Below are 20,283 nucleotides of genomic sequence, written 5' to 3'. Positions count from 1 at the left end.
ATTATTTGTCACCTCTCAAACGTTTCTCAGTTTCGTTAATTTCCTCAACAGAAATATAACGACCATGATCTTTTTCAAATGAACGATAAGCCATAAAGCCAAATACAGCTAGCATACTTAGGATGGCTGGAATCCATTGATTAAATACAGCGAAGAATGCTGCAAGGAAGAAGAATCCACTCATCCAGAACGGTGCCCCTGAGTTGTTAGGCATATGGATTTTTTCAATTTTACCAGCAGTAATATCGCGGCCTTCTTTTTTCGCAAACCAGAACTCGTCTAAACGTGTAACAGTGGGAACTACTGCAAAGTTGTATTCAGGTACTGGAGAATGCGTTGTCCATTCTAATGAACGACCATCCCAAACATCTGCTTTTTCGTTACGCGGCATATGTTTCCAGCTGTAGTAAATGTTATAAACGATAAACGCAAAGCCGACTGCAAGACCAAGTGCACCAATAAACGATAGCATGTTTAGTGGACCGTAGCCTGTTGACTCTGAGTATGTGTACATACGACGTGCATAACCATCTAAACCTAAGATGAATAGAGGGAAGAATGCCACGTTAAAGCTAATTGCGATAAACCAAAAGCCTAATTTACCTATTTTTTCATTTAAACGGAAACCGAACATTTTTGGCCACCAGTAGTGGTAACCTGCAAGTACCCCGAACACTGTACCTGGAATTAATACATAGTGGAAGTGGGCAACTAGGAACATCGTATTATGATATTGATAGTCGGCACTTGCCATTGCTAGCATTACCCCTGTAACCCCACCGATTGTGAAGATCGGAATAAAGCCAAGTGCATAAAGCATTGGGGTCGTAAATTGAATTTTACCGTGCCTCATCGTGAGCAGCCAGTTGAATATTTTAACCCCGGTCGGTACAGCAATCGCCATTGTGGTAATAGAGAAGACACTGTTTACCATAACGCCGTGACCCATTGTATAGAAATGGTGGGCCCATACTAAGAATGATAGTAAAGAAATAACAACCATACTCATAACCATTGATTTATAGCCGTATAAGTTTTTACGTGCAAATGTTGCAATGATCTCTGAGAATATACCGAAGGCTGGTAGAATAACGATATAAACCTCAGGATGTCCCCAAACCCAGAATAGGTTGGCCCAAAGCATATCCATACCGCCATCTTGCATAGCAAAGAATTTTGTGCCGAATTGACGGTCTAACATCATTAGTGCTAGCGCAACAGTTAACACTGGGAACGCGAATACAATAATAACGTTTGTAATTAAAATCGACCAAGTAAACATTGGCATTTTCATTAATGTCATACCAGGTGTACGCATTTTAATGATCGTTGTGATGAAGTTAACACCCGTCATTAACGTACCAATCCCTGATAATTGTAGTGCTAAAGAATAGTAGTTGTTCCCTACAGTCGGACTAAATTCTGTGCCAGATAGTGGGAAGTAGGCAGTCCAACCTGCATCTGGTGAACCACCGATGATGAATGATAGGTTCAGTAAGCCAGCACCAGCTGCAAATAGCCAGAAGCTGACTGCATTTAGACGTGGGAAGGCAACGTCACGTGCACCAATTTGCAGTGGAATGACAACGTTCATTAAACCAATAACGAATGGCATTGCCATAAATAAAATCATTATTAAACCGTGTGTTGTGAAAATTTCATTATAATGTTGTGCATCAAGAAGTCCGTTATCAGGAACCGCTGTTTGTGCACGCATTAATAGTGCATCGATACCACCGCGGAATAGCATTAAAAGTGCAACGGCGATATACATAATCCCGATTTTTTTATGGTCAACGGTTGATAGCCAATTTTTGTAGAAATAGCCCCATTTTTTGAAATACGTAAGGCCTGCTACGATAGCAACTGCACCAACAACGATGCTAATAGCTGCCGCTAAAATCATCGGTTCTTGCATTGGATGGAATACTTCTTCCATACTCATAGGATGCGCTCCTTTCAGATTTGAAAATTAATGTGAATGTGTTGATTCGGAATCTTTGTGTGAATCAGTTGAATGGTCCATCTGTTCATGATCCATGCCATCCATATCCATGTCACCATGTTCCATAGGCGGTGGACTAAATTCTAAATGAGTAGATGAGTAGCTTGAACGACCTACGTGCTCAGCTGCTAATAGCTCATTAAATTTTTCTTCAGTTAATGGTTTTTCGTTCGCTTTTACATCAGTAACCCATTCGTCGAAATCTGCTTGTGTCATAGATTGGGCTTCAAATTCCATTTCCGCAAATCCACGTCCACTAAAGTTTGAGTTACGACCCATGAAAGAACCAACCTCATCTGCTGCCAGGTGAATAGTTGTCAACATGTCACTCATAGCGTATTTCTGACCAGCTAGCTGTGGAATCCAAAAACTTGTAATAGGTCCGAATGAGTAAAGTTTGAACTCTATTGGACGGTCAGTTGGTAGATTGACATAGTTTACTGTTTCAATGCCTTCTTCTGGATAGCTAAAATGCCATTTCCAGTTTGAAGAAGATGCGTAAATAACAAGTGGCTCCTTATTATCATAACCTTCGGGTGTTGTCTCAACTGTACTTGTCGTTTTCACAGTAACAACTGCTAGGAATGCTACGATAATGATTGGAATAACTGTCCATGTAATTTCAAGTAGATGACTACCCTCTTCATGAGGAGGCTCGTAATCAGCAGATGATTTTGATGCACGGTATTTTGTTAGCATAAATGCCAAAAGCACGTACACGACTAGTAATATAACGGCCATTGTAATAATGGATAAAATAATTGTGTCTGATAATGTTTTTGCATTTGGCCCTTTTGGATCGAAAATTGTAAGTGGTTCACAACCAGCAAGGATCGCAAGAGCGCCGAATGCTAAAAACATTAAGCTTATTTTTTTATTCATGTTTGACTCCTTCCTATTAAACGGCTATTCATAAAATTCATGTGGTGTAGTATATATGCACATTTACAAATAGTGGATATTGAGGTCACCTCTTTTATCTGATGTACCAATTCAAATACATGTGCACTTACAATGGCATGGTTCAATATGAAACGTAAAATCTAGTATTTGAATGGTCTAGTGCAAGCGATTGCAATGACAATGATTTGCTCAACCACAAAAGGACAGTTAGTAACTGTCGATGGTCACAAGTTGTCGTTGTTTGCACATTGGATTATACGCCCGATTCTTCAGGAAAAAAATTATTTTGTTATAGTTTGAATGACCAATAGGGTGTGAATATGAACATTTTTTGAACAAAAATTGTTATTTCACCATTGGTATTTTCAGGTTAAATAAAATAAACACTGTGCAAACGTTGAAAACACTGGGTTTATCGAATTTAGCTAAGTAAACATTTTTTTTGTGAAAAGTTTTGTTTCACATTTTAGACGTTGATTTGTAATAAAATCATCGCCATGCTTAGACATTCAATACAATTTAGTTGTGTTTTTTTAAAAAAAGGAGTATGTAAAAAGACAGTTTTTGGGGATGTAAAGGGTAATATATCTATTGTCGGAAGGAGGAAAAGGGTAAATATGGATGTAAGTAATAATTATGTTAATATAATTTCATTATCATCCAAATTATAGGTGGTTTATATTTGAGGGGTGATAATAATAGCATTGGTCAGGTTGGCATTTTTCTCTGGCAAGACGCGAACGGAAGCATGTGCTTATGCTCACTACTGGGTCTCGTGTTTCCTGTAGCGGACGTTGCACTTTTGTTGCAAATACGATTTGCAGTAGTCTAAACGGTTTATTACCTTATTTATATAAAAAACTTGTGTGCTAGGAATATGCCTAACACACAAGTTGTTCTTTTTAAATAGCCACTATAGTCAATTATGCGCCAAGCTTCAACCATTTAGCGACTTGTCCATAAATGATATTTTGAAGCTTTGCTGCTTGATTATTCATTTTTAGGGCAAAGTACAATGTTTTCATTACATTTAGTGTGCAGGTGCGTCCGCTAAAAAAAAGCTGGTTATAGCCTTGAGTCATTAAATGCATTTCAAATTTGTCGAAAACTTGTTCTACCCATTCCATTAATGCTTCCTCGGAATAGCTACGATTCAGTAATGCCTCAATGATGTTTACTAAGCGTTCTTCCTCATCGTTGATATAGACAGTATCTTTCCAAGTTGTTAGCTTTAGTGCATGGAGGATAGAAGGTGCGTGGTGTAAGTCAAACTTCGGATGTTTAATAGTTGTAGCTGCTAAATCAGCGCCATGTGCAATACTATGTGCCCATCCTTTGCCTTCAACCTGTCCGCGTGTGTCCTGCTCTAATAACAGATAACGTCCGATCTTTTTAAAGAATTGTTGTAAACTTTCATCATTTAAAGTAAGTTGTTCAGCATCCTTTGCGAGTATATTTGCCACAAGTAAAGCCGAAAATGAACGTGTAAACACACTATCTGAAAATGTTTCACCAATGTTTAAGTATAAAAAATCCTCAGTTGTCGCAGTATCAAACAAAAATTGTAATTGCTGTGGGCTCAGTAAGTTGTCACTGAGTAAGTCAATGAATGTGCGATGAATAAGATGATCGCGAAGCGTTGCGTCGGTTGAGCCAATATGCGTCAACATTTGTTGTAAGAGCCAATCGCCTTTTATTAAAAAAAAGTCCTGGCGCTCAGTAAGTGTCTTAATAGAAAATAATTGTAATGTTTCTTTGATATCCATATGAAAAGCCCCCAATGATAATACTATTAATAATTATACCGCCTTTTTGCAAACATTTAATTGAAAGTTGATATTTTACAGTAGTATTGAGTGAAAATACCAAGGGGCATATCAGAAACTATTGAAAGTTGATATGATAGAAACGCAGTAAAAAGGGAACAGCTAATTGCTATACGGTTTGCAACAAATAAAAGGGGCGTACACAAAGTAAAAACAATGTGTTTAAAGGCATCCTACTTTTACTATTTTGTTGATACAAAAGAAAAAATCTAACGTAGACGCCTGCCAATCGTATTTGAAATGAAAGCGTGAGTAGAACGTAGCGACAGGAGTAGGAAAAGCAAGAGCATGAGATCCAGCATGGAGTGAAGATAGAAAGCAGTGCGGCTCGTGCCTTGCCTGATGAAAGGAAGACGGCGTTGTTTGAAAGATTTTTTAGACGGCTCCATCCTATTTACAGAATAATGGCTGCTTTTATACCAAGTGGCCATTCAATAATTGTGTTGTGATTTGTCTTTAAATCCACAAGAATATTTGCGTTTTTTATCGCATCAATTATCCATTCGCTATAATGGATGTTAGGTTGGGCATGCTGTAAAATACGATGCATATCTTTCATATCTATACGTAGAAGCTTATAGTTGCATTCAATGTGTACGCTTTGGGGAATAATAAAAAGTGATTCGTGTTGGTGACCAATCGAAATGGAACCCGGAATGCTCCCACGGATACTCGTGATATGCGTGATGGCTTCGCGCGTGTACATATCAATCTTTGTGCGTGTGAAAAACTCGAAATTAATCGGATAATCTTGTTGCGGACCATCCGCGGTCGTAATTGAAGTAACTCTAATAGATAGTGCCTCGAAATCGGGGGAGATGCGACTATCGAATTCATTGATTGTATCCATTAATTGCATGTATTCCACTCCTTGTGAAGAACTTGTTTACTCATGCAGACCGAATGGTTGAAAGAGGCCTGCCAATAAATTTTTTATGATGAATTTAATTAATTATAATACAATTTATTACAAAAAATGAATGTAAAAGCAATGATGTTTTGTAAAAAATGAGTAATTTTTAAATTATTTAGTAGAAGACTTGCGTAGAAAATACAAGTAAAGAGGTGAGAAAAATGACAAAACGAAAGCGTCATGTCATTAAACATGATAATGTTGTTGTTTTTCCTGGCGCAGCCCAAATGTTAATACGACAGGGCCAAATGTTTGCAGAAAATTATCAATACGAAGAAGCCGTGGCAAGCTTTGAAAAGGCATTTTTATATGAGGAGGGAGATGAAGTAGCATTAAGTGCTTATGCGTATGCTTTATATGAATTAAAGGCGTATGTGAAAGCAAAGGAGATTTGTGAGGGATTACTCGCAATGGGTACTTCGATGTATGTCGAAGTAATGGAACTCTATATAACTATTTGTATGCAGCTAAAGGAATATCATCAAGTAGAGGCGTTAATTTCTGCGCTCATTGAAGAAAATGTACTTCCAGCAGCACAGCTTGAAAAGTTTGAGCGTTTACAAAGTTTGAATAGAGAAGTAGCAAAAAATCTTCAACAAAAAGAAGATACACAGTTATTGATGGAACAACAAGAGTATGAATTGGCCAATTTTAGTTCGTTAACGCCAAATGAACAGTCTATGCGTCTGCATCGTTTAATGGATACAAACGTACGACAGTTAAAAACGGCGCTCAAGGCTATTATTGAAAGTCCTACTATTCATCCATTTGTACAAAGCTTAGCGTTAATTTTACTTGTGGAGCAAGAGGTGTCCATTGAACTCAATGTCACAAAATTTGATCAGTCAAAAGCCATCAACCCGGCTGAATTAGCATTGCCTAATCAGTTACCTCAGTATGGACGAGTGAAAAAAATTATCGAGAGTAAATTAGAACAAGACCCATCGACCCTAGAAATGGTACAATATTTAATGGCAAAGCATGCCATTGTTACGTATCCGTTTGAATGGTATCCATTTGAAACGGATGATATTGCCTATAGTTATATTGATTTTGTTCAAACGATGCTTGGGAAGGTACAGGAAATGGACTATGAAATCATCGAGTTTTTACAATTGTTAGAAAAACTAACAGAACTACAGGAAGTATGAAATAAGTTGAAACTATACGCATCTATGATATACTAAAATGGTTGTCAAAATCGTAGTTACGAATGAATTGTCTAACATTTTAAACTTGATTATTTATTTGGAGGTATTTATACATGTCAGCAAAATGGGAAAAACAAGAAGGTAATATCGGTACTCTTACTATAGAAGTACCAGCTGCAGAAGTAGACGCAGCAATGGATCAAGCATTCAAAAAAGTTGTAAAACAAATTAATGTACCAGGTTTCCGTAAAGGTAAAATGCCTCGTAAAATGTTTGAACAACGTTTCGGTATCGAATCTTTATACCAAGATGCATTAGAAATCATCGTACCAGATTCGTATTCGAAAGCAATTGATGAAGCTGGTATTATGCCAGTTGACTACCCAGAAATTTCTGGTACAGAAAACTTTGTACATGGTCAAGATTTCTCTTTCACTGCGCAAGTAACTGTGAAACCAGAACCAAAACTAGGTGACTATAAAGGCTTAGAAGTTGCGAAACTTCCAGTTGAAGTAACTGACGAAGAAGTAGAAGCACAAATTCAAGAACAATTAGCTCGTAAAGCTGAACTTGAAATTAAAGAAGACGAAGCGATTGTTGAAGGCGATACAGCTGTTATCGACTTTGAAGGTTTTGTAGGTGAGGAAGCTTTCGAAGGTGGTAAAGGCGAAGACTATCCACTAGAAATCGGTTCAGGTTCATTTATCCCTGGCTTTGAAGAGCAAGTTGTAGGCTTAAAAGCTGGCGAAGCAAAAGACGTAGTTGTTACTTTCCCAGAAGAATACCACGCTGAAGAATTAGCTGGAAAAGAAGCTACTTTCAAAGTAACTGTAAAAGAAGTAAAAACAAAAGTTCTTCCAGAACTAAACGATGAGTTTGCGAAAGAATTAGATCCAGAAGTAGAAGGCGTAGAAGCATTACGTGCAAAAATTAAAGAGCAAACTGCTACACAAAAACAAGCAGAATCAGATGCTACACTACGTGACGAATTAGTGGAAAAAGCGGCAGAAAACGCAGAATTCGAAGTACCAGCTGGTATGGTAAATTCTGAAACTGATCGTATGCTACAAGAGTTTGGTCAACGTTTACAAACACAAGGTATGAACTTAGACCTTTATTACCAATTCTCTGGTCAAACAGAAGAAGATTTACGTGGTCAAATGAAAGAAGAAGCTGAAAGCCGTGTACGTGTTTCTTTAACACTTGAAGCAATCGCTGCAGCTGAAAAAATTGAAGCAACTGAAGCTGATATTGAAGCGGAATTAGAAAAAATGGCTGCTCAATTCAACATGACTAAAGAACAAATTACTGGCGCTTTAGGCGGCACTGCAGTTCTTGAAAATGACATTAAAATTCAAAAAACAGTTGAATTTTTAGTAGAAAACGCTAAAATTACTGAATAAGATTTTTTGGTAACTAGATAGTGAATTTATAAGACACAAGGTACGGCATTTTACCGTGCCTTGTTTTATCACATATAAATTTTTAAATCTAAGCTAAAGCCTGCTCTAAGGGATAGGCAAGAGCCTTAATACTCTTTCTTATACATAGTATTGTTGTTTGACTTATCACACGATGCTAAATTTTAACTTCATTCAGCAGATTTTCTCGAAAATGAATCGTTTACACAAAAGTTGTCTTTACTGCAAACGATAAGTATCATACGAGACCGAGACATTCTACCTGCTCATAGTGGGAGTGAATATCAAAGGGTTTTCCATCAAATGATGAATAACAAACCCCTGCTGAATGAAGTTAAGCCACAAGCGGATATTACGTTTTTTGAAGGTGTTATTTTAGAATGTTAGCTAATTGTGTTGTTTCCATACGATGTAGGCGGCTAACTGGTTTGGGTCTTACAGGCCTAGTACAAATTCAAAATACCGACGTAATTAGGCGGAAGCGTAATTGATGCAGTCAATTTATTTGATAATGGTTCAATAATCTTGTAAGATTGTTGCTTGAATAGGGGTGAAACATATTGTTCAAATTTAATGATGAAAAAGGCAATTTAAAATGCTCATTCTGTGGAAAGCCACAGGAACAAGTGCGTAAACTAGTTGCAGGTCCTGGTGTTTATATTTGTGATGAATGTATCGAGCTTTGTTCTGAAATCGTTGTAGAAGAACTAGGTGTAGAGGAAGAAATCGAATTCCAAGATATTCCGAAACCAAAAGAGATCTTATCGATTTTAAATGAGTATGTAATTGGACAAGAACGTGCTAAAAAAGCCTTAGCGGTTGCGGTTTACAATCACTACAAACGCATCAATACGAATAGTAAGATTGATGATGTAGAGTTAGCAAAATCGAACATTGTGTTAATCGGCCCAACTGGTAGCGGTAAAACATTATTAGCTCAAACACTAGCGCGTATATTAAACGTTCCTTTCGCAATTGCGGATGCTACTTCTTTAACAGAAGCTGGTTATGTAGGTGAGGACGTAGAAAATATTTTACTAAAATTAATCCAATCAGCAGACTATGATATTGAACGTGCAGAAAAAGGCATTATCTATATCGATGAAATCGATAAAGTTGCACGAAAATCAGAAAACCCATCGATTACTCGTGATGTTTCTGGTGAAGGAGTTCAACAGGCACTTCTGAAAATTCTAGAAGGAACTGTTGCAAGTGTGCCACCGCAAGGCGGACGTAAGCATCCACACCAAGAGTTTTTACAAATCGATACAACAAATATTTTATTCATCGTAGGTGGTGCATTTGATGGTATTGAATCTATTATCAAACGCCGTCAAGGCGAGAAAATAATTGGCTTCGGTTCAGATCCAAATAAAGTAGAAGTGGATGAAGGCTCATTAATGGCGAAGCTGATTCCAGAGGATTTACTGAAATTTGGTCTTATTCCGGAATTCATTGGTCGTTTGCCAGTACTTGCCAGTCTTGAACAATTAAACGAGACGGCGCTTGTACAAATTTTAACCGAGCCAAAAAATGCACTAGCGAAGCAATATCAAAAAATGCTTGAGCTAGATGGTGTTGAGCTTGAGTTTGATGAAGGTGCCCTTTCTGAAATTGCGAAAGAAGCAATTGAACGTAAAACAGGTGCACGCGGTCTTCGTTCAATTATTGAGTCAACAATGCTAGAAGTAATGTACGAACTACCATCACGTGATGACGTGAAAAAATGTATCATTACAGCAAAAACAATTACGGATAAAGAAAAACCGAAATTGCTTCTTGAAGATGGCACTGAACTCGATGAAGGTAGCGACACAAAAACTTCAGCATAATGAACAGACTTGGCTGTCTATTGTTATGAGATAAAGAGTAACTTAGCTGACTTCGATTGTGCAATATTCGCACATATCGACAGTCAGCTTTTTATTCATACATAAAGCCAACTGTAAATGAATGAAATTTTTGGCTCGTTTGATTAGATAGTGTGAATCCATTATTTAGACACATACTAGTAACGCGGGATTGTAAACAAAATTTTGACGGAGGTGAATACCCGCATGGTGACAATACAAAAAACAACAAATGTACCATTATTGCCTTTACGTGGACTTTTAGTATACCCCTCGATGGTGTTACATATTGATGTGGGTAGAAATCGTTCTGTAGCAGCGCTGGAACAAGCAATGTTAGAGGACCAATTGATTTTATTGGTAACACAAAAAGAAATGCATGATGAACAGCCGGAAGAACAAGATTTATATGCAGTTGGTACAATGGCATACGTAAAGCAAATGCTAAAATTACCGAATGGTACACTTCGTATTTTAGTGGAAGGTGTAACACGCGCAACATGGTCTAACTATCAAGCGTTAGAAAAATATACTGTTGTTGATATTGATGTCAAGGAAGAAACTGCAAATAAAGATGTTGAAACACAGGCTTTAATGCGGACGTTGTTAACGTATTTCGAAAGATACGCAAAATCCTCCAATAAAATTACCACAGAAACAATTAATACTGTTACTGACATCGAAGAGCCCGGTCGTTTAGCAGACATTATTGCGTCGCATTTGCCAATTAAGATCGCTGATAAACAGGAAGTATTGGAAATGCTAAGCGTGAAAAAACGTTTAGACCATTTAATAATCCGCCTACATGATGAGCAAGAGGTACTTGATCTAGAAAAGAAAATTAATACAAAAGTTAAGCAATCGATGGAGCGTACGCAAAAAGAATATTACCTACGTGAACAAATGAAGGCGATTCAAACAGAGCTAGGGGATCGTGAAGGGAAAACTGGTGAGGTTGCAGAATTACGCAAACGTATTGATGAGACGGGTATGCCTGAATCGACAAAAGAAGTCGTGCTTAAAGAACTCGACCGTTATGAAAAGGTTCCAGGAGCTAGTGCCGAAAGTGGTGTTATCCGTAATTACATTGATTGGATTGTATCGTTACCATGGACAAAAGCAACCGAGGACCGCATGAATATTGCACATGCAGAGGAAATTTTAAATCGCGATCACGATGGTTTAGAAAAAGTAAAAGAACGTGTACTGGAATATTTGGCGGTACGACAGTTGAGAAACTCATTGCGTGGGCCAATTTTATGTCTATCTGGCCCTCCAGGTGTCGGAAAAACTTCTTTAGCTCGCTCAATTGCTGAAAGTCTAGATCGTAAATTTATTCGTATTTCATTAGGCGGCGTTCGTGATGAATCTGAAATTCGAGGGCATCGACGCACTTACGTAGGAGCTATGCCAGGTCGTATTATTCAAGGCATGAAAAAAGCTGGTACCATTAATCCAGTTTTCTTATTGGATGAAATCGACAAAATGTCTAATGATTTTAGAGGAGATCCTGCAGCTGCCATGCTAGAAGTACTGGATCCTGCACAAAATAATACATTTAGTGATCACTATATCGAAGAACCTTATGATTTATCGAATGTGTTATTTATTGCAACGGCAAATGATTTGAGCACAATTCCTGCACCGTTACTAGATCGTATGGAAATTATATCGATTGCAGGCTATACAGAAATTGAAAAAGCCCAAATTACAAACAATCATTTGATTCCAAAACAATTAAAAGAACATGGCCTGAAGAAAACACAAGTCATCATAAAAGATGAAGCTGTGTTAGATATTATTCGTTATTACACGCGTGAGGCAGGGGTCCGCGGTTTAGAACGTCAAATAGCAACACTATGCCGTAAAATCGCAAAAATCATTGTTTCAGGCGAAAAGAAACGTGTGACGGTAAGTTCAAAATCATTAGAAGATTTACTTGGCAAGCATCGCTTCCGTTATGGTCAAGCTGAGAAAGAAAACCAGGTTGGCGTGGCAACTGGACTTGCTTATACGACTGTTGGTGGCGACACCTTACAAATTGAGGTTTCATTAACTCCTGGTAAGGGGAAAATACAGCTGACAGGGAAGCTCGGAGATGTCATGAAGGAATCAGCGCAAACAGCTCTATCCTATGTACGTACAAAAATGGAGGATCTAGATGTGGATGCAGAATATTTTGAAACGCATGATATTCATATTCACGTACCTGAAGGCGCTGTGCCAAAGGATGGACCTTCAGCTGGTATTACAATGGCTACAGCGATTGTGTCTGCGATTTTACACCGTCCAATTCGTCGTGAAGTTGGTATGACAGGTGAAATTACATTACGTGGTCGTGTGCTACCAATTGGTGGCTTGAAAGAAAAAACGCTCAGTGCCCATAGAGCAGGATTAACGACAATTATCTGTCCACAAGATAATGAGCGCGATATTGAAGATATTCCTGAAAGTGTGCGCGAGCAACTTACATTTAAACTAGTGTCATCTGCTGATGAAGTTTTAGCATATGCACTGGACGGAGGTTTTTAAAGAAATGAAAGTCCATAACGTCGAAATGGTCATAAGTGCAGTAAGACCGGACCAATATCCAGAAGATGGACTGCCAGAGTTTGCATTAGCAGGTCGCTCAAATGTTGGGAAATCTTCATTCATTAATCGTATGATTGGTCGAAAAGCATTAGCGCGTATTTCTTCTAAACCGGGGAAAACACAAACGCTAAACTTTTATAAAATCGAGGAACAACTCTTTTTCGTCGATGTTCCAGGCTATGGTTATGCGAAGGTTTCTAAGACGGAGCGTGAAGCGTGGGGGAAAATGATTGAGCGCTATATTACTGGCCGTGAAGAATTAAAGGCCGTTGTGCAAATTGTTGATTTACGTCATCCTCCAACTGATGATGATTGTATGATGTATGATTTCTTAAAGCATTACAATATCCCATGTATTGTCATTGCTACGAAGGCAGATAAAATTCCAAAAGGTAAATGGGATAAACACAAGAAAGTAGTCAAGGAAACACTGGATATGGATAAAAATGATCCTTTAGTTGTGTTCTCTTCTGAAAAAGGAATTGGTTTTGAAGAAGCTTGGCGTCTCATCGAAAATAAAATGTAGTGAAAAAACATCTATTGCGTCTAAAGCTAGGGCCGTAGATGTTTTTTATTTGTCCTCATATTACAGTATGTGCATAAATATAGGTCAATCACAGTGTGCTCATGCATCTGTGGCCATCATTTCATATTGCTAACTTTGCATAGATGTGACATCTATTTATTTCTTGATACGTCACACGAAAGTTGTGTAGAAATATGGGGAAATAACTTGATGAACGAAATTTTTGTCCGATAAATTAGATAGGAGGTGGACTAAATGGATATCGCAGCTTTATCTATCGCAATGAATCAAGCAAGTCTCATGCAAAATGTATCTTTAGCAGTTACGAAGCAAGCAATGGATATGCAACAACAAAATACAGAGCAGTTAGTAGAAATGTTAGACGCTCCACATCCGACAGCCGGACATACAATTGACATCCAAGTATGATAATGGCGAGGTAGCTTAAATTTGGAAGCTACCTCCGTCTTTATGTTTAATGATAATTTCAATCTTAAATAGAATTGTGTTAAAATGTAACTTTTTCAATAAGAAAAACTACCAATAATGCGATATACTATTCATAAATAACAAATTTTTAAGGAGGCGGGAATTGTTGAAAAAGATTCCATACATATTTATGGTTTTGTTGCTAATTGCTCTTGTGTTTCCATCAGGGCAAAGTGCACAAGCTGCGCAGTTAGTAACAGGAACCTTCGTTGATGTAACATATTCTGAATATACGAATGCCAACGGAGAATTAGAGAAGGTGCTAAGTAAAATTACGTTGCAAAATGATAGCGGTCGAACAGTAACGTACAATATTAATAATAATACCCGTCTGTATATTAATAACACAGAGACATCTATCGAGGGCTTTAAGATGGGCATGAAAGTAGAAGCTAATGTCTCACTTCGTAATGTCGTTGAGCTTCATGGTACTTCCAATACTTCTGAAGAAACTACAACGGTTGTACAAAATGCGACAACGATTGCTGGGGTAGTAACAAGCATCGACCCTAATGGGATGTTTATAATGGTGAAGCCTGATATCGGGCAAGAGACAACATACTATATTAACAAGGATACAACCTATCAAAAAAATTCTTCATCTGTTGATATTAGTGCGATGTATGTAGGTGATCGTGTTAAGCTAAATCTTAAAAACACAAGTACCTCGATTGTGACAAAAGTAAATATTAGTGAGTCGGGCACTTTAGTCGAAAATCTCTATAAAGGTGAAATACAGGCAGTTAATGCTAATGCAAATAAATTAACTGTAAAAAATCAGCATGCCTTTGTGAACTGGCAATTCGGGGCACAGACAACGACTGCTTTAACAACGATGAATTTTTCTTCAAAAGTACCAATTTACGTAGGTAATACCAAAATTGAAAAAGGTCAATTGAAAAATTACATTGGCAGTGAAGCGTATTATGCAACTGTCAAGCAGTTTGGCAAAGAAGTAATAGAAAAAATTGTCCTATTAAAAAACAATGAACGTACTTACTATGAACCGATGCTCGCTGTTGATACAAACTATCAATTCTTAAAGCTAAAAACAGCTGGCACGATGTACTTCCATGATGGAACAATTTTAATTCGTAATAATCGTTTAATCGAACCAACAGGATTACTAGCTTACGGTACAGCGTTTGTTATTTCCGACGGTGCTGCTCGCGACCACTATGCACAAGTAGTACAAGTGGCAAGTGATAGCTTTATGTCACCAAACTTAGCAACGCACGATTTATACTATGGTCGTTTATCACAAGCAGATGGCTACTTAATAGAAATTGATGATGCCATAAAAATAGAATCGAATGTCTTTAAGAATACTACGGATAAAGTAGTACTGTCCGTTAGCAATACGACAAAGGCAAAGGTTGATGATGGTAATAAAACATACACTGTGATGCCGGATATTGAACTTTATTTATCTGAAGGGGATTATGGTTACTTCTATGTGAAAGATGGGCATGTTCAAGCTCTTCATATTTTAAATAATGCAAAACCAGTGGCACCATTAATGTTGGCAGGTAAGCTGCAATCGGTAAAATCAACATATCCAGCAGTTATCAACGTGAAGAGCGTTAGTCAATGGCAAAATGGGCGTTGGTATGAGGCTGGTGAAATGATTGATATGAATATTGATCAAGCTACGCTAATTAAAGCGGGTAAAGTCATTCAACCATCTGATCTAAAACCATCTGATCGTTTAGTTGTATTATCTGACCGATTTGTCAAAGCACATTTCATTTTAGTTGATTGATAAAGTAGAAGAGTTGTTTTAATAGGAATCGTAAAAAGTAAAAGAATCTGCGCAACTCCTGAGGGAAAGTAAGCCAAGCAAGAAGCGGCTGTTGTGGATTGCGCTTACCCCGTGGTTGTGAGCAGATTCTTGTTTTTTATGCATGTGCTAGTCTTATAAGAAAGCCACATTTATGTATTTTAGAAAAGAGGGACAAAAAACGAATGCGAAAACATATATCGAAAGTAATGTTAGCATTTCTTGTAGTATTTGTTATTGTGGCGAATATACCAGTAGATGCTTCTGCTGCATCAGCAGAAACGACAGGTGCTGTAAAAAATGAATATACATATGAAGAAGCTGTTTTCATTACAGGAACACCGATAGTATTTAAAGGCACTAGTAAAGACATTAAAATTACACAAAAAGAAACAAAAGGTAAATTAACAGAAACGTTTAGCCTAAAACTAACAGCAAGCAATGGAGCTACACTTACACGAAATATGGCTTACGAATCAGATGTAGTTGATTATGCAACGATTGGTCAAAAGACATCAAATGGTGTTGTGAAAAAGTATTCAGAGAAAATAGTTGCAGGTAATATAACTTACACTTTGGTAGACTTCCAATTCTCTCAAGGAACTGTGACTGACAATCGTGCAGCCTCTGATTATTTTTCAGGAAATGTGATTTCAAGAAAAACCTATACGTATCAAACGGGAACCGGCAAGAATGCGAAAAAAAATACGGTAACGGTGGATACAGATAGTCGCCACGTTGGGTACGAAAACTTCTGGGGGGCAACAGAAACACAAATTACAGAATCGATTTATTCGTATAGCAATGGTACGACGAGTCATGTGAAAAATCGTTTATCTACAAGTAAATCTCGTGTCATAAACTATGAGGAAAATCCAGCTAGTCTAGCAAGCTTTGATGGAGGCTATGCAGTTGTTAGTGAAAAGGATGTTATCTCTGAATATACCTATGACTTAGCATCTGGGGCAAAGGGAACAGTTGATTTAGATACAGAATATATGCCAACAATTGAACGTTTAATCATCCCTAAATTCCGTGATTTAACAAATCATTATGCGAAAGATGCAGTCGATAAACTATACTCTTTAGGTATTTATACGGATGCAAGTAATTTCTTCTCACCAAACACACCAATGAAGCGACTTGATTTTACAATAGCAATTGGTAAGGCAGTAGACTTACGTGTTATGGAAGAAAAGAAAACGAAGAAAACATCAACAACGAGTGTTTTTAAAGATGTAAAGCGCACCGTAAAAGATTACCCATACATTGAATCGGCAGTAAACAAAGGCATTATTAGAGGGGTAACATCAGAGTACTTCAAGCCTGACAATGCGATTACACGCGCACAGGCTGCTGCAATATTTGTACGTGCATTGGGGTTAGAAAACAAAGCACCAGACCCTGGTTATATTACGAAATTTGTTGATGATGCGCAAATACCAAACTATTCCCGAGATGGTATATACATCGTCAATGAGTTAGGTTTAATGACAGGTGATCCTGTAACAGGTCGATTTAATCCAAATCAACCGTTAACACGGGCACAAGCATCTGTTATGCTTGATCGCTTCCTAAATTATTTAGAAAATGACTTAAAACAAAACTATCGAGACGATGTATTGTTCTTTAACTAAAGAAAGGACTGAAACGAATGACATATGCTAAAAAAGTAGTGCTAATACTTGCTTGTTTTGTACTCGTCTTAATGACAGCTACGCCAGTTACTCTAGCTGCCACGACGATTCAGGATGTTCCGACGAATAATAGTAAGTACAAAGCGATTTCTTGGGCTGTCGATAATGATTTACTATCATTAAATGGTGCAAATAATTTCTTACCGAACGAACAGGTAGCAGAACGAGATCTTGTAACAATGTTTGCAAAGCTTGATAAAAACTATGCATTAACATATAACGAAAGTGTAGCCTATAATTTTTATAGTGAATTTTATTTACCGTTTGAAGGAACTTATGTAGCAACGAATCGTTCAAAAACGATTACACGCGGACAATTTGCTCGTATATATGCAGCATTTAAAGGTTTCGATTTAGACGAGCCTCAAGCAGTACAATTTTTGTATACAAATGATATTTCCACTGGTAGCACGGGTAAAAAAACATTTGCTGATTTTAATCCATCTACGAAGCTTACGCGTAGTGATGCAGCAGAATTTTTATATCGTAGTGTACAAAGCGATTCATTTGCGGTACAAGGATTAAAACGTACAACAGCAGGCCGTGATAATGACAAAATTACTTTACCTGCAGGTTTTATGGGTTCAAATAGTTCAGAATTTGAGGAACCAAAGGATAATAACAATGATTTTACGGGTCCTGAATATGTCAATAATGCATTACAAAGTATTGAAGTTGAAAAACCAGATTTAATTGCCAACGATCAAGATTCAACACTCATTACTGTATCATTAAAGGCTTGTAATGGAGATCCAATTGCGGATGATAAATCCTACACATTCCGAGTAACTTCATCGTATGGTGCGAAAATTGTTGACACTGCCGGTGAAGCTGTTCGAAACGTACAATCGGATGGCTCTACAGTATCAGCAATAGTAGTAGCTCCTAAACTAACAAAATCTGTGCGTGATACAATTTCTTTTGAGCTTATTAACAATACTGATCCGAGCATGAAATGTCTTGTTGGAGAAAAATTAAATGCACAAGTTCGCTACTCACCTCAGCCGGAAATGCGCATAAATTTTGAAGTGTATGACCCAGCGAACTTAGATGATGGTGATGGCAATGTAACTCCACCATATGTACCATACGAAAAACTACCAGAATTCTTTACAGAAAACATCGTTAACGTCCATTGGATTGACCCAGATAAAAAGGTATTCAGTATTGGACAGCAAACAAATGTGACAACGCCTTTAGGAAATGTTCAAAATATGTACTTACAATACGGGGGTAGTGATACAAAATATCCTGCGTTAGGCTATGAAAATGCGATTTTACAATTTGAAAACTATAATATTTCAGTTTGGCTCTTTGAAACAATCATTCAAAAGAGATTAGACAATTCTGTAAATAAAGATAATACAATTGAAATCATGTATATGATTTCAGAAGATGGTCGCCCAATCTATCGCATTCAAGGAATTGATGATGCTATCGCATCGCAAGTAGAAAACATTAATCCAGTTGGGTCTATCATACAGCTGATGAGCTATATGCCAGAGGAAAAACAACTAACTCTGGAACACTATGATAGTGTGATGAAAATTTATGCAATTTTAACAAGTTTAAGTAATTATGACCGTACAGTGTTATTGAAATATCAAGGCGGTAAATTACTTGGACAAGTTGAGGCCTATAAAAAGCGCGTGGATGCATTAAAGGAAAGTGAAGAAGAAGCATCGAGACCATCGGGTAAAGACCGTTATACAAAAGTTATGGTAACACTCGTAAGTCCAGGTGGCGAAATTATTACAGACTATCAGGGAACAGTTAAAATCAAATTTGATGGTGTTGAAAAAACGGCGTCCTTTATCACAAATACTTCAAATTCTGTAGACAATACTGGTAGTCCGGGAACTGCTGTAGCGTATTTTGACTCGATTATTTATGGGAAATCTAAAATAGAAGCTACGCTAGTCAATAAAGTAGATCCACGTTATGCAACCATTTTAAAGAACATAACAGATAAAACGATTACGAAAGAAATTTTCACAAATCCTTACTTTAGTAAAAATGCATGCTCGTTAGCAACAGAAGTTGCTTATGTAGTCGATTATTCATCTTCTATGAAACGTATAGATAAAACAAATTATCGTGGTAAGAAAACAATTGAATTAATCGATCAAATTAAGGCGAAAAATAATATTGTAATTGAAACAAATACGAGTGCGAATGTACTAGGAGAAGGTACTATCGAAAATGTCTTAAAGAAAGACCTCTATCGCACATCGAATGACAAAGGGGCAACGGATATTTTTGCTGGCATTGAGATAGCACTATCAAAATTTTCGAATGATACAAAAACTTCCAAGTCTATTGTTGTTGTTTCAGACGGTAAAACGAGTAAAGCAAAAATGACAAAAGTACTGAATGATGCGAAAAAGAAAGGCGTTAAAGTTTACACAGTTAGTATGGGCAAGAAAAATCAAATTAATGAGGCAATACTAACACAATTAGCGTCAGAAACAGGTGGTGCATATTATCATGCAATTGATAATCTACAATTACATCAAGTGTATCAAAAACTAATTGATGCAATTTTATGTAAAACAACACCTTCAAGTTGCATTAATCCTGAGGATTTATTTGAAGAATCAACAGTATCTCTACGTAAAGGCTATATTACGATGAATGCAAGAATTGATGGCAATTGCCCTGGTGTAGCAAGTGTCAGTGTGCGTTACTCTTCTGTTAGTGGGGATGTTAAATTTGATTTGACGAAGCGTAGCGATAGTGTCTATATGCTGACAAAGTCAGTTCAGACAATGCAGGATTTCAAAGTAAATGCCGAGATAGAGTTTTTAGCTTATGATAATGAAGGTAAGTTACTAGCTATGAAAACTGTTACTATTACCAATTAAGAGATAAACAGCTCTTAGATTATAGAGGGAATCAGCTTGACGACAAAAGGCATTCAGAATGATTATATTCTGAATGCCTTTTTCCATTTCGTTTAAAATTGCACAAAATCAGCCATGATTAATGAGAGTAGAACGCTACGAGTTCATCTATTATGTCATTACTGGACTTCGTCATGTTCAGTTAGCAAATTTCTTCAAATGGCATGGCAGCCAAAGCAAGCATTACCTGCATGAACAATTTATTAAGCCCTCTGCGGGTAGGATAA

Annotated in this window: 13 protein-coding genes; 9 read left to right on the top strand and 4 right to left on the bottom strand. The window is 37.3% G+C overall.

All coding sequences use genetic code 11. The features are described from left to right. Nucleotide 1 precedes the first annotated feature (1 nt). The 4 genes from qoxB to H131_RS15315 all read right to left on the bottom strand — a co-directional run bounded on the left by qoxB (nt 2) and on the right by H131_RS15315 (nt 5,593). On the bottom strand, nt 2–1,945 hold the full coding sequence (qoxB, locus tag H131_RS15330) for a cytochrome aa3 quinol oxidase subunit I (protein WP_010860081.1): 1,944 nt from the start codon (nt 1,943–1,945) through the stop codon (nt 2–4). A 27-nt stretch (nt 1,946–1,972) separates the two neighbouring features. Continuing rightward, nucleotides 1,973–2,887, bottom strand: a complete 915-nt coding sequence (gene qoxA, locus H131_RS15325) for a cytochrome aa3 quinol oxidase subunit II (protein ID WP_010860080.1) — start codon at nt 2,885–2,887, stop codon at nt 1,973–1,975. A gap of 944 nt (nt 2,888–3,831) precedes the next feature. After that, complete coding sequence (locus H131_RS15320; protein ID WP_036130491.1) at nt 3,832–4,674, bottom strand: DUF2785 domain-containing protein; 843 nt, start codon at nt 4,672–4,674, stop codon at nt 3,832–3,834. Nucleotides 4,675–5,128: 454 nt separating this feature from the next. Next, a complete protein-coding gene (locus tag H131_RS15315; protein WP_036130488.1) occupies nt 5,129–5,593 on the bottom strand; it encodes a hypothetical protein in 465 nt (154 codons plus the stop codon). A gap of 215 nt (nt 5,594–5,808) precedes the next feature. On the opposite strand from H131_RS15315, the gene H131_RS15310 reads away from it, so the two are divergent. The 9 genes from H131_RS15310 (at nt 5,809) to H131_RS15275 (ending at nt 20,017) form a co-directional block, all read left to right on the top strand. After that, nucleotides 5,809–6,798 (top strand): DUF3196 family protein, encoded by a 990-nt coding sequence (locus H131_RS15310; RefSeq protein WP_010860078.1) that lies wholly within the window; start codon nt 5,809–5,811, stop codon nt 6,796–6,798. Between the two features lie 113 nt (nt 6,799–6,911). Beyond that, nucleotides 6,912–8,201 (top strand): trigger factor, encoded by a 1,290-nt coding sequence (gene tig / locus H131_RS15305; protein WP_010860077.1) that lies wholly within the window; start codon nt 6,912–6,914, stop codon nt 8,199–8,201. A 578-nt stretch (nt 8,202–8,779) separates the two neighbouring features. Then, entirely contained in the window at nt 8,780–10,051 is a 1,272-nt protein-coding gene (gene clpX / locus H131_RS15300) for an ATP-dependent protease ATP-binding subunit ClpX (RefSeq protein WP_010860076.1), read from the top strand. Between the two features lie 225 nt (nt 10,052–10,276). After that, nucleotides 10,277–12,601, top strand: a complete 2,325-nt coding sequence (gene lon, locus H131_RS15295; RefSeq protein WP_036130484.1) for an endopeptidase La — start codon at nt 10,277–10,279, stop codon at nt 12,599–12,601. A 4-nt stretch (nt 12,602–12,605) separates the two neighbouring features. Next, a complete protein-coding gene (gene yihA / locus H131_RS15290; RefSeq protein ID WP_036130482.1) occupies nt 12,606–13,187 on the top strand; it encodes a ribosome biogenesis GTP-binding protein YihA/YsxC in 582 nt (193 codons plus the stop codon). Between the two features lie 255 nt (nt 13,188–13,442). Continuing rightward, complete coding sequence (locus tag H131_RS23830) at nt 13,443–13,616, top strand: YjfB family protein (protein ID WP_080647677.1); 174 nt, start codon at nt 13,443–13,445, stop codon at nt 13,614–13,616. A 166-nt stretch (nt 13,617–13,782) separates the two neighbouring features. After that, the gene (locus H131_RS15285; protein ID WP_036130479.1) at nt 13,783–15,438 is read left to right on the top strand and encodes a hypothetical protein; all 1,656 of its coding nucleotides are present in this window, start codon (nt 13,783–13,785) and stop codon (nt 15,436–15,438) included. A 203-nt stretch (nt 15,439–15,641) separates the two neighbouring features. Then, on the top strand, nt 15,642–17,093 hold the full coding sequence (locus H131_RS15280; protein ID WP_010860073.1) for an S-layer homology domain-containing protein: 1,452 nt from the start codon (nt 15,642–15,644) through the stop codon (nt 17,091–17,093). A gap of 17 nt (nt 17,094–17,110) precedes the next feature. Then, on the top strand, nt 17,111–20,017 hold the full coding sequence (locus H131_RS15275) for a vWA domain-containing protein (RefSeq protein WP_010860072.1): 2,907 nt from the start codon (nt 17,111–17,113) through the stop codon (nt 20,015–20,017). Nucleotides 20,018–20,283 lie beyond the last annotated feature (266 nt).

It is taken from the genome of Lysinibacillus sphaericus OT4b.31 (assembly GCF_000392615.1).
Taxonomy (GTDB): Bacteria; Bacillota; Bacilli; order Bacillales_A; family Planococcaceae; genus Lysinibacillus; species Lysinibacillus sphaericus_B.
This window is presented reverse-complemented; position numbering and strand designations above follow the sequence as displayed.

Excerpts from the sequence above, each read along its gene's own strand:
- yihA (WP_036130482.1), top strand. The coding sequence starts at position 12,606 with ATGAAAGTCCATAACGTCGAAATGGTCATAAGTGCAGTAAGACCGGAC.
- H131_RS23830 (WP_080647677.1), top strand. The coding sequence starts at position 13,443 with ATGGATATCGCAGCTTTATCTATCGCAATGAATCAAGCAAGTCTCATG.
- tig (WP_010860077.1), top strand. The coding sequence starts at position 6,912 with ATGTCAGCAAAATGGGAAAAACAAGAAGGTAATATCGGTACTCTTACT.
- lon (WP_036130484.1), top strand. The coding sequence starts at position 10,277 with ATGGTGACAATACAAAAAACAACAAATGTACCATTATTGCCTTTACGT.
- qoxB (WP_010860081.1), bottom strand. The coding sequence starts at position 1,945 with ATGAGTATGGAAGAAGTATTCCATCCAATGCAAGAACCGATGATTTTA.
- H131_RS15310 (WP_010860078.1), top strand. The coding sequence starts at position 5,809 with ATGACAAAACGAAAGCGTCATGTCATTAAACATGATAATGTTGTTGTT.
- H131_RS15315 (WP_036130488.1), bottom strand. The coding sequence starts at position 5,593 with ATGCAATTAATGGATACAATCAATGAATTCGATAGTCGCATCTCCCCC.
- H131_RS15320 (WP_036130491.1), bottom strand. The coding sequence starts at position 4,674 with ATGGATATCAAAGAAACATTACAATTATTTTCTATTAAGACACTTACT.
- H131_RS15280 (WP_010860073.1), top strand. The coding sequence starts at position 15,642 with ATGCGAAAACATATATCGAAAGTAATGTTAGCATTTCTTGTAGTATTT.
- H131_RS15275 (WP_010860072.1), top strand. The coding sequence starts at position 17,111 with ATGACATATGCTAAAAAAGTAGTGCTAATACTTGCTTGTTTTGTACTC.
- qoxA (WP_010860080.1), bottom strand. The coding sequence starts at position 2,887 with ATGAATAAAAAAATAAGCTTAATGTTTTTAGCATTCGGCGCTCTTGCG.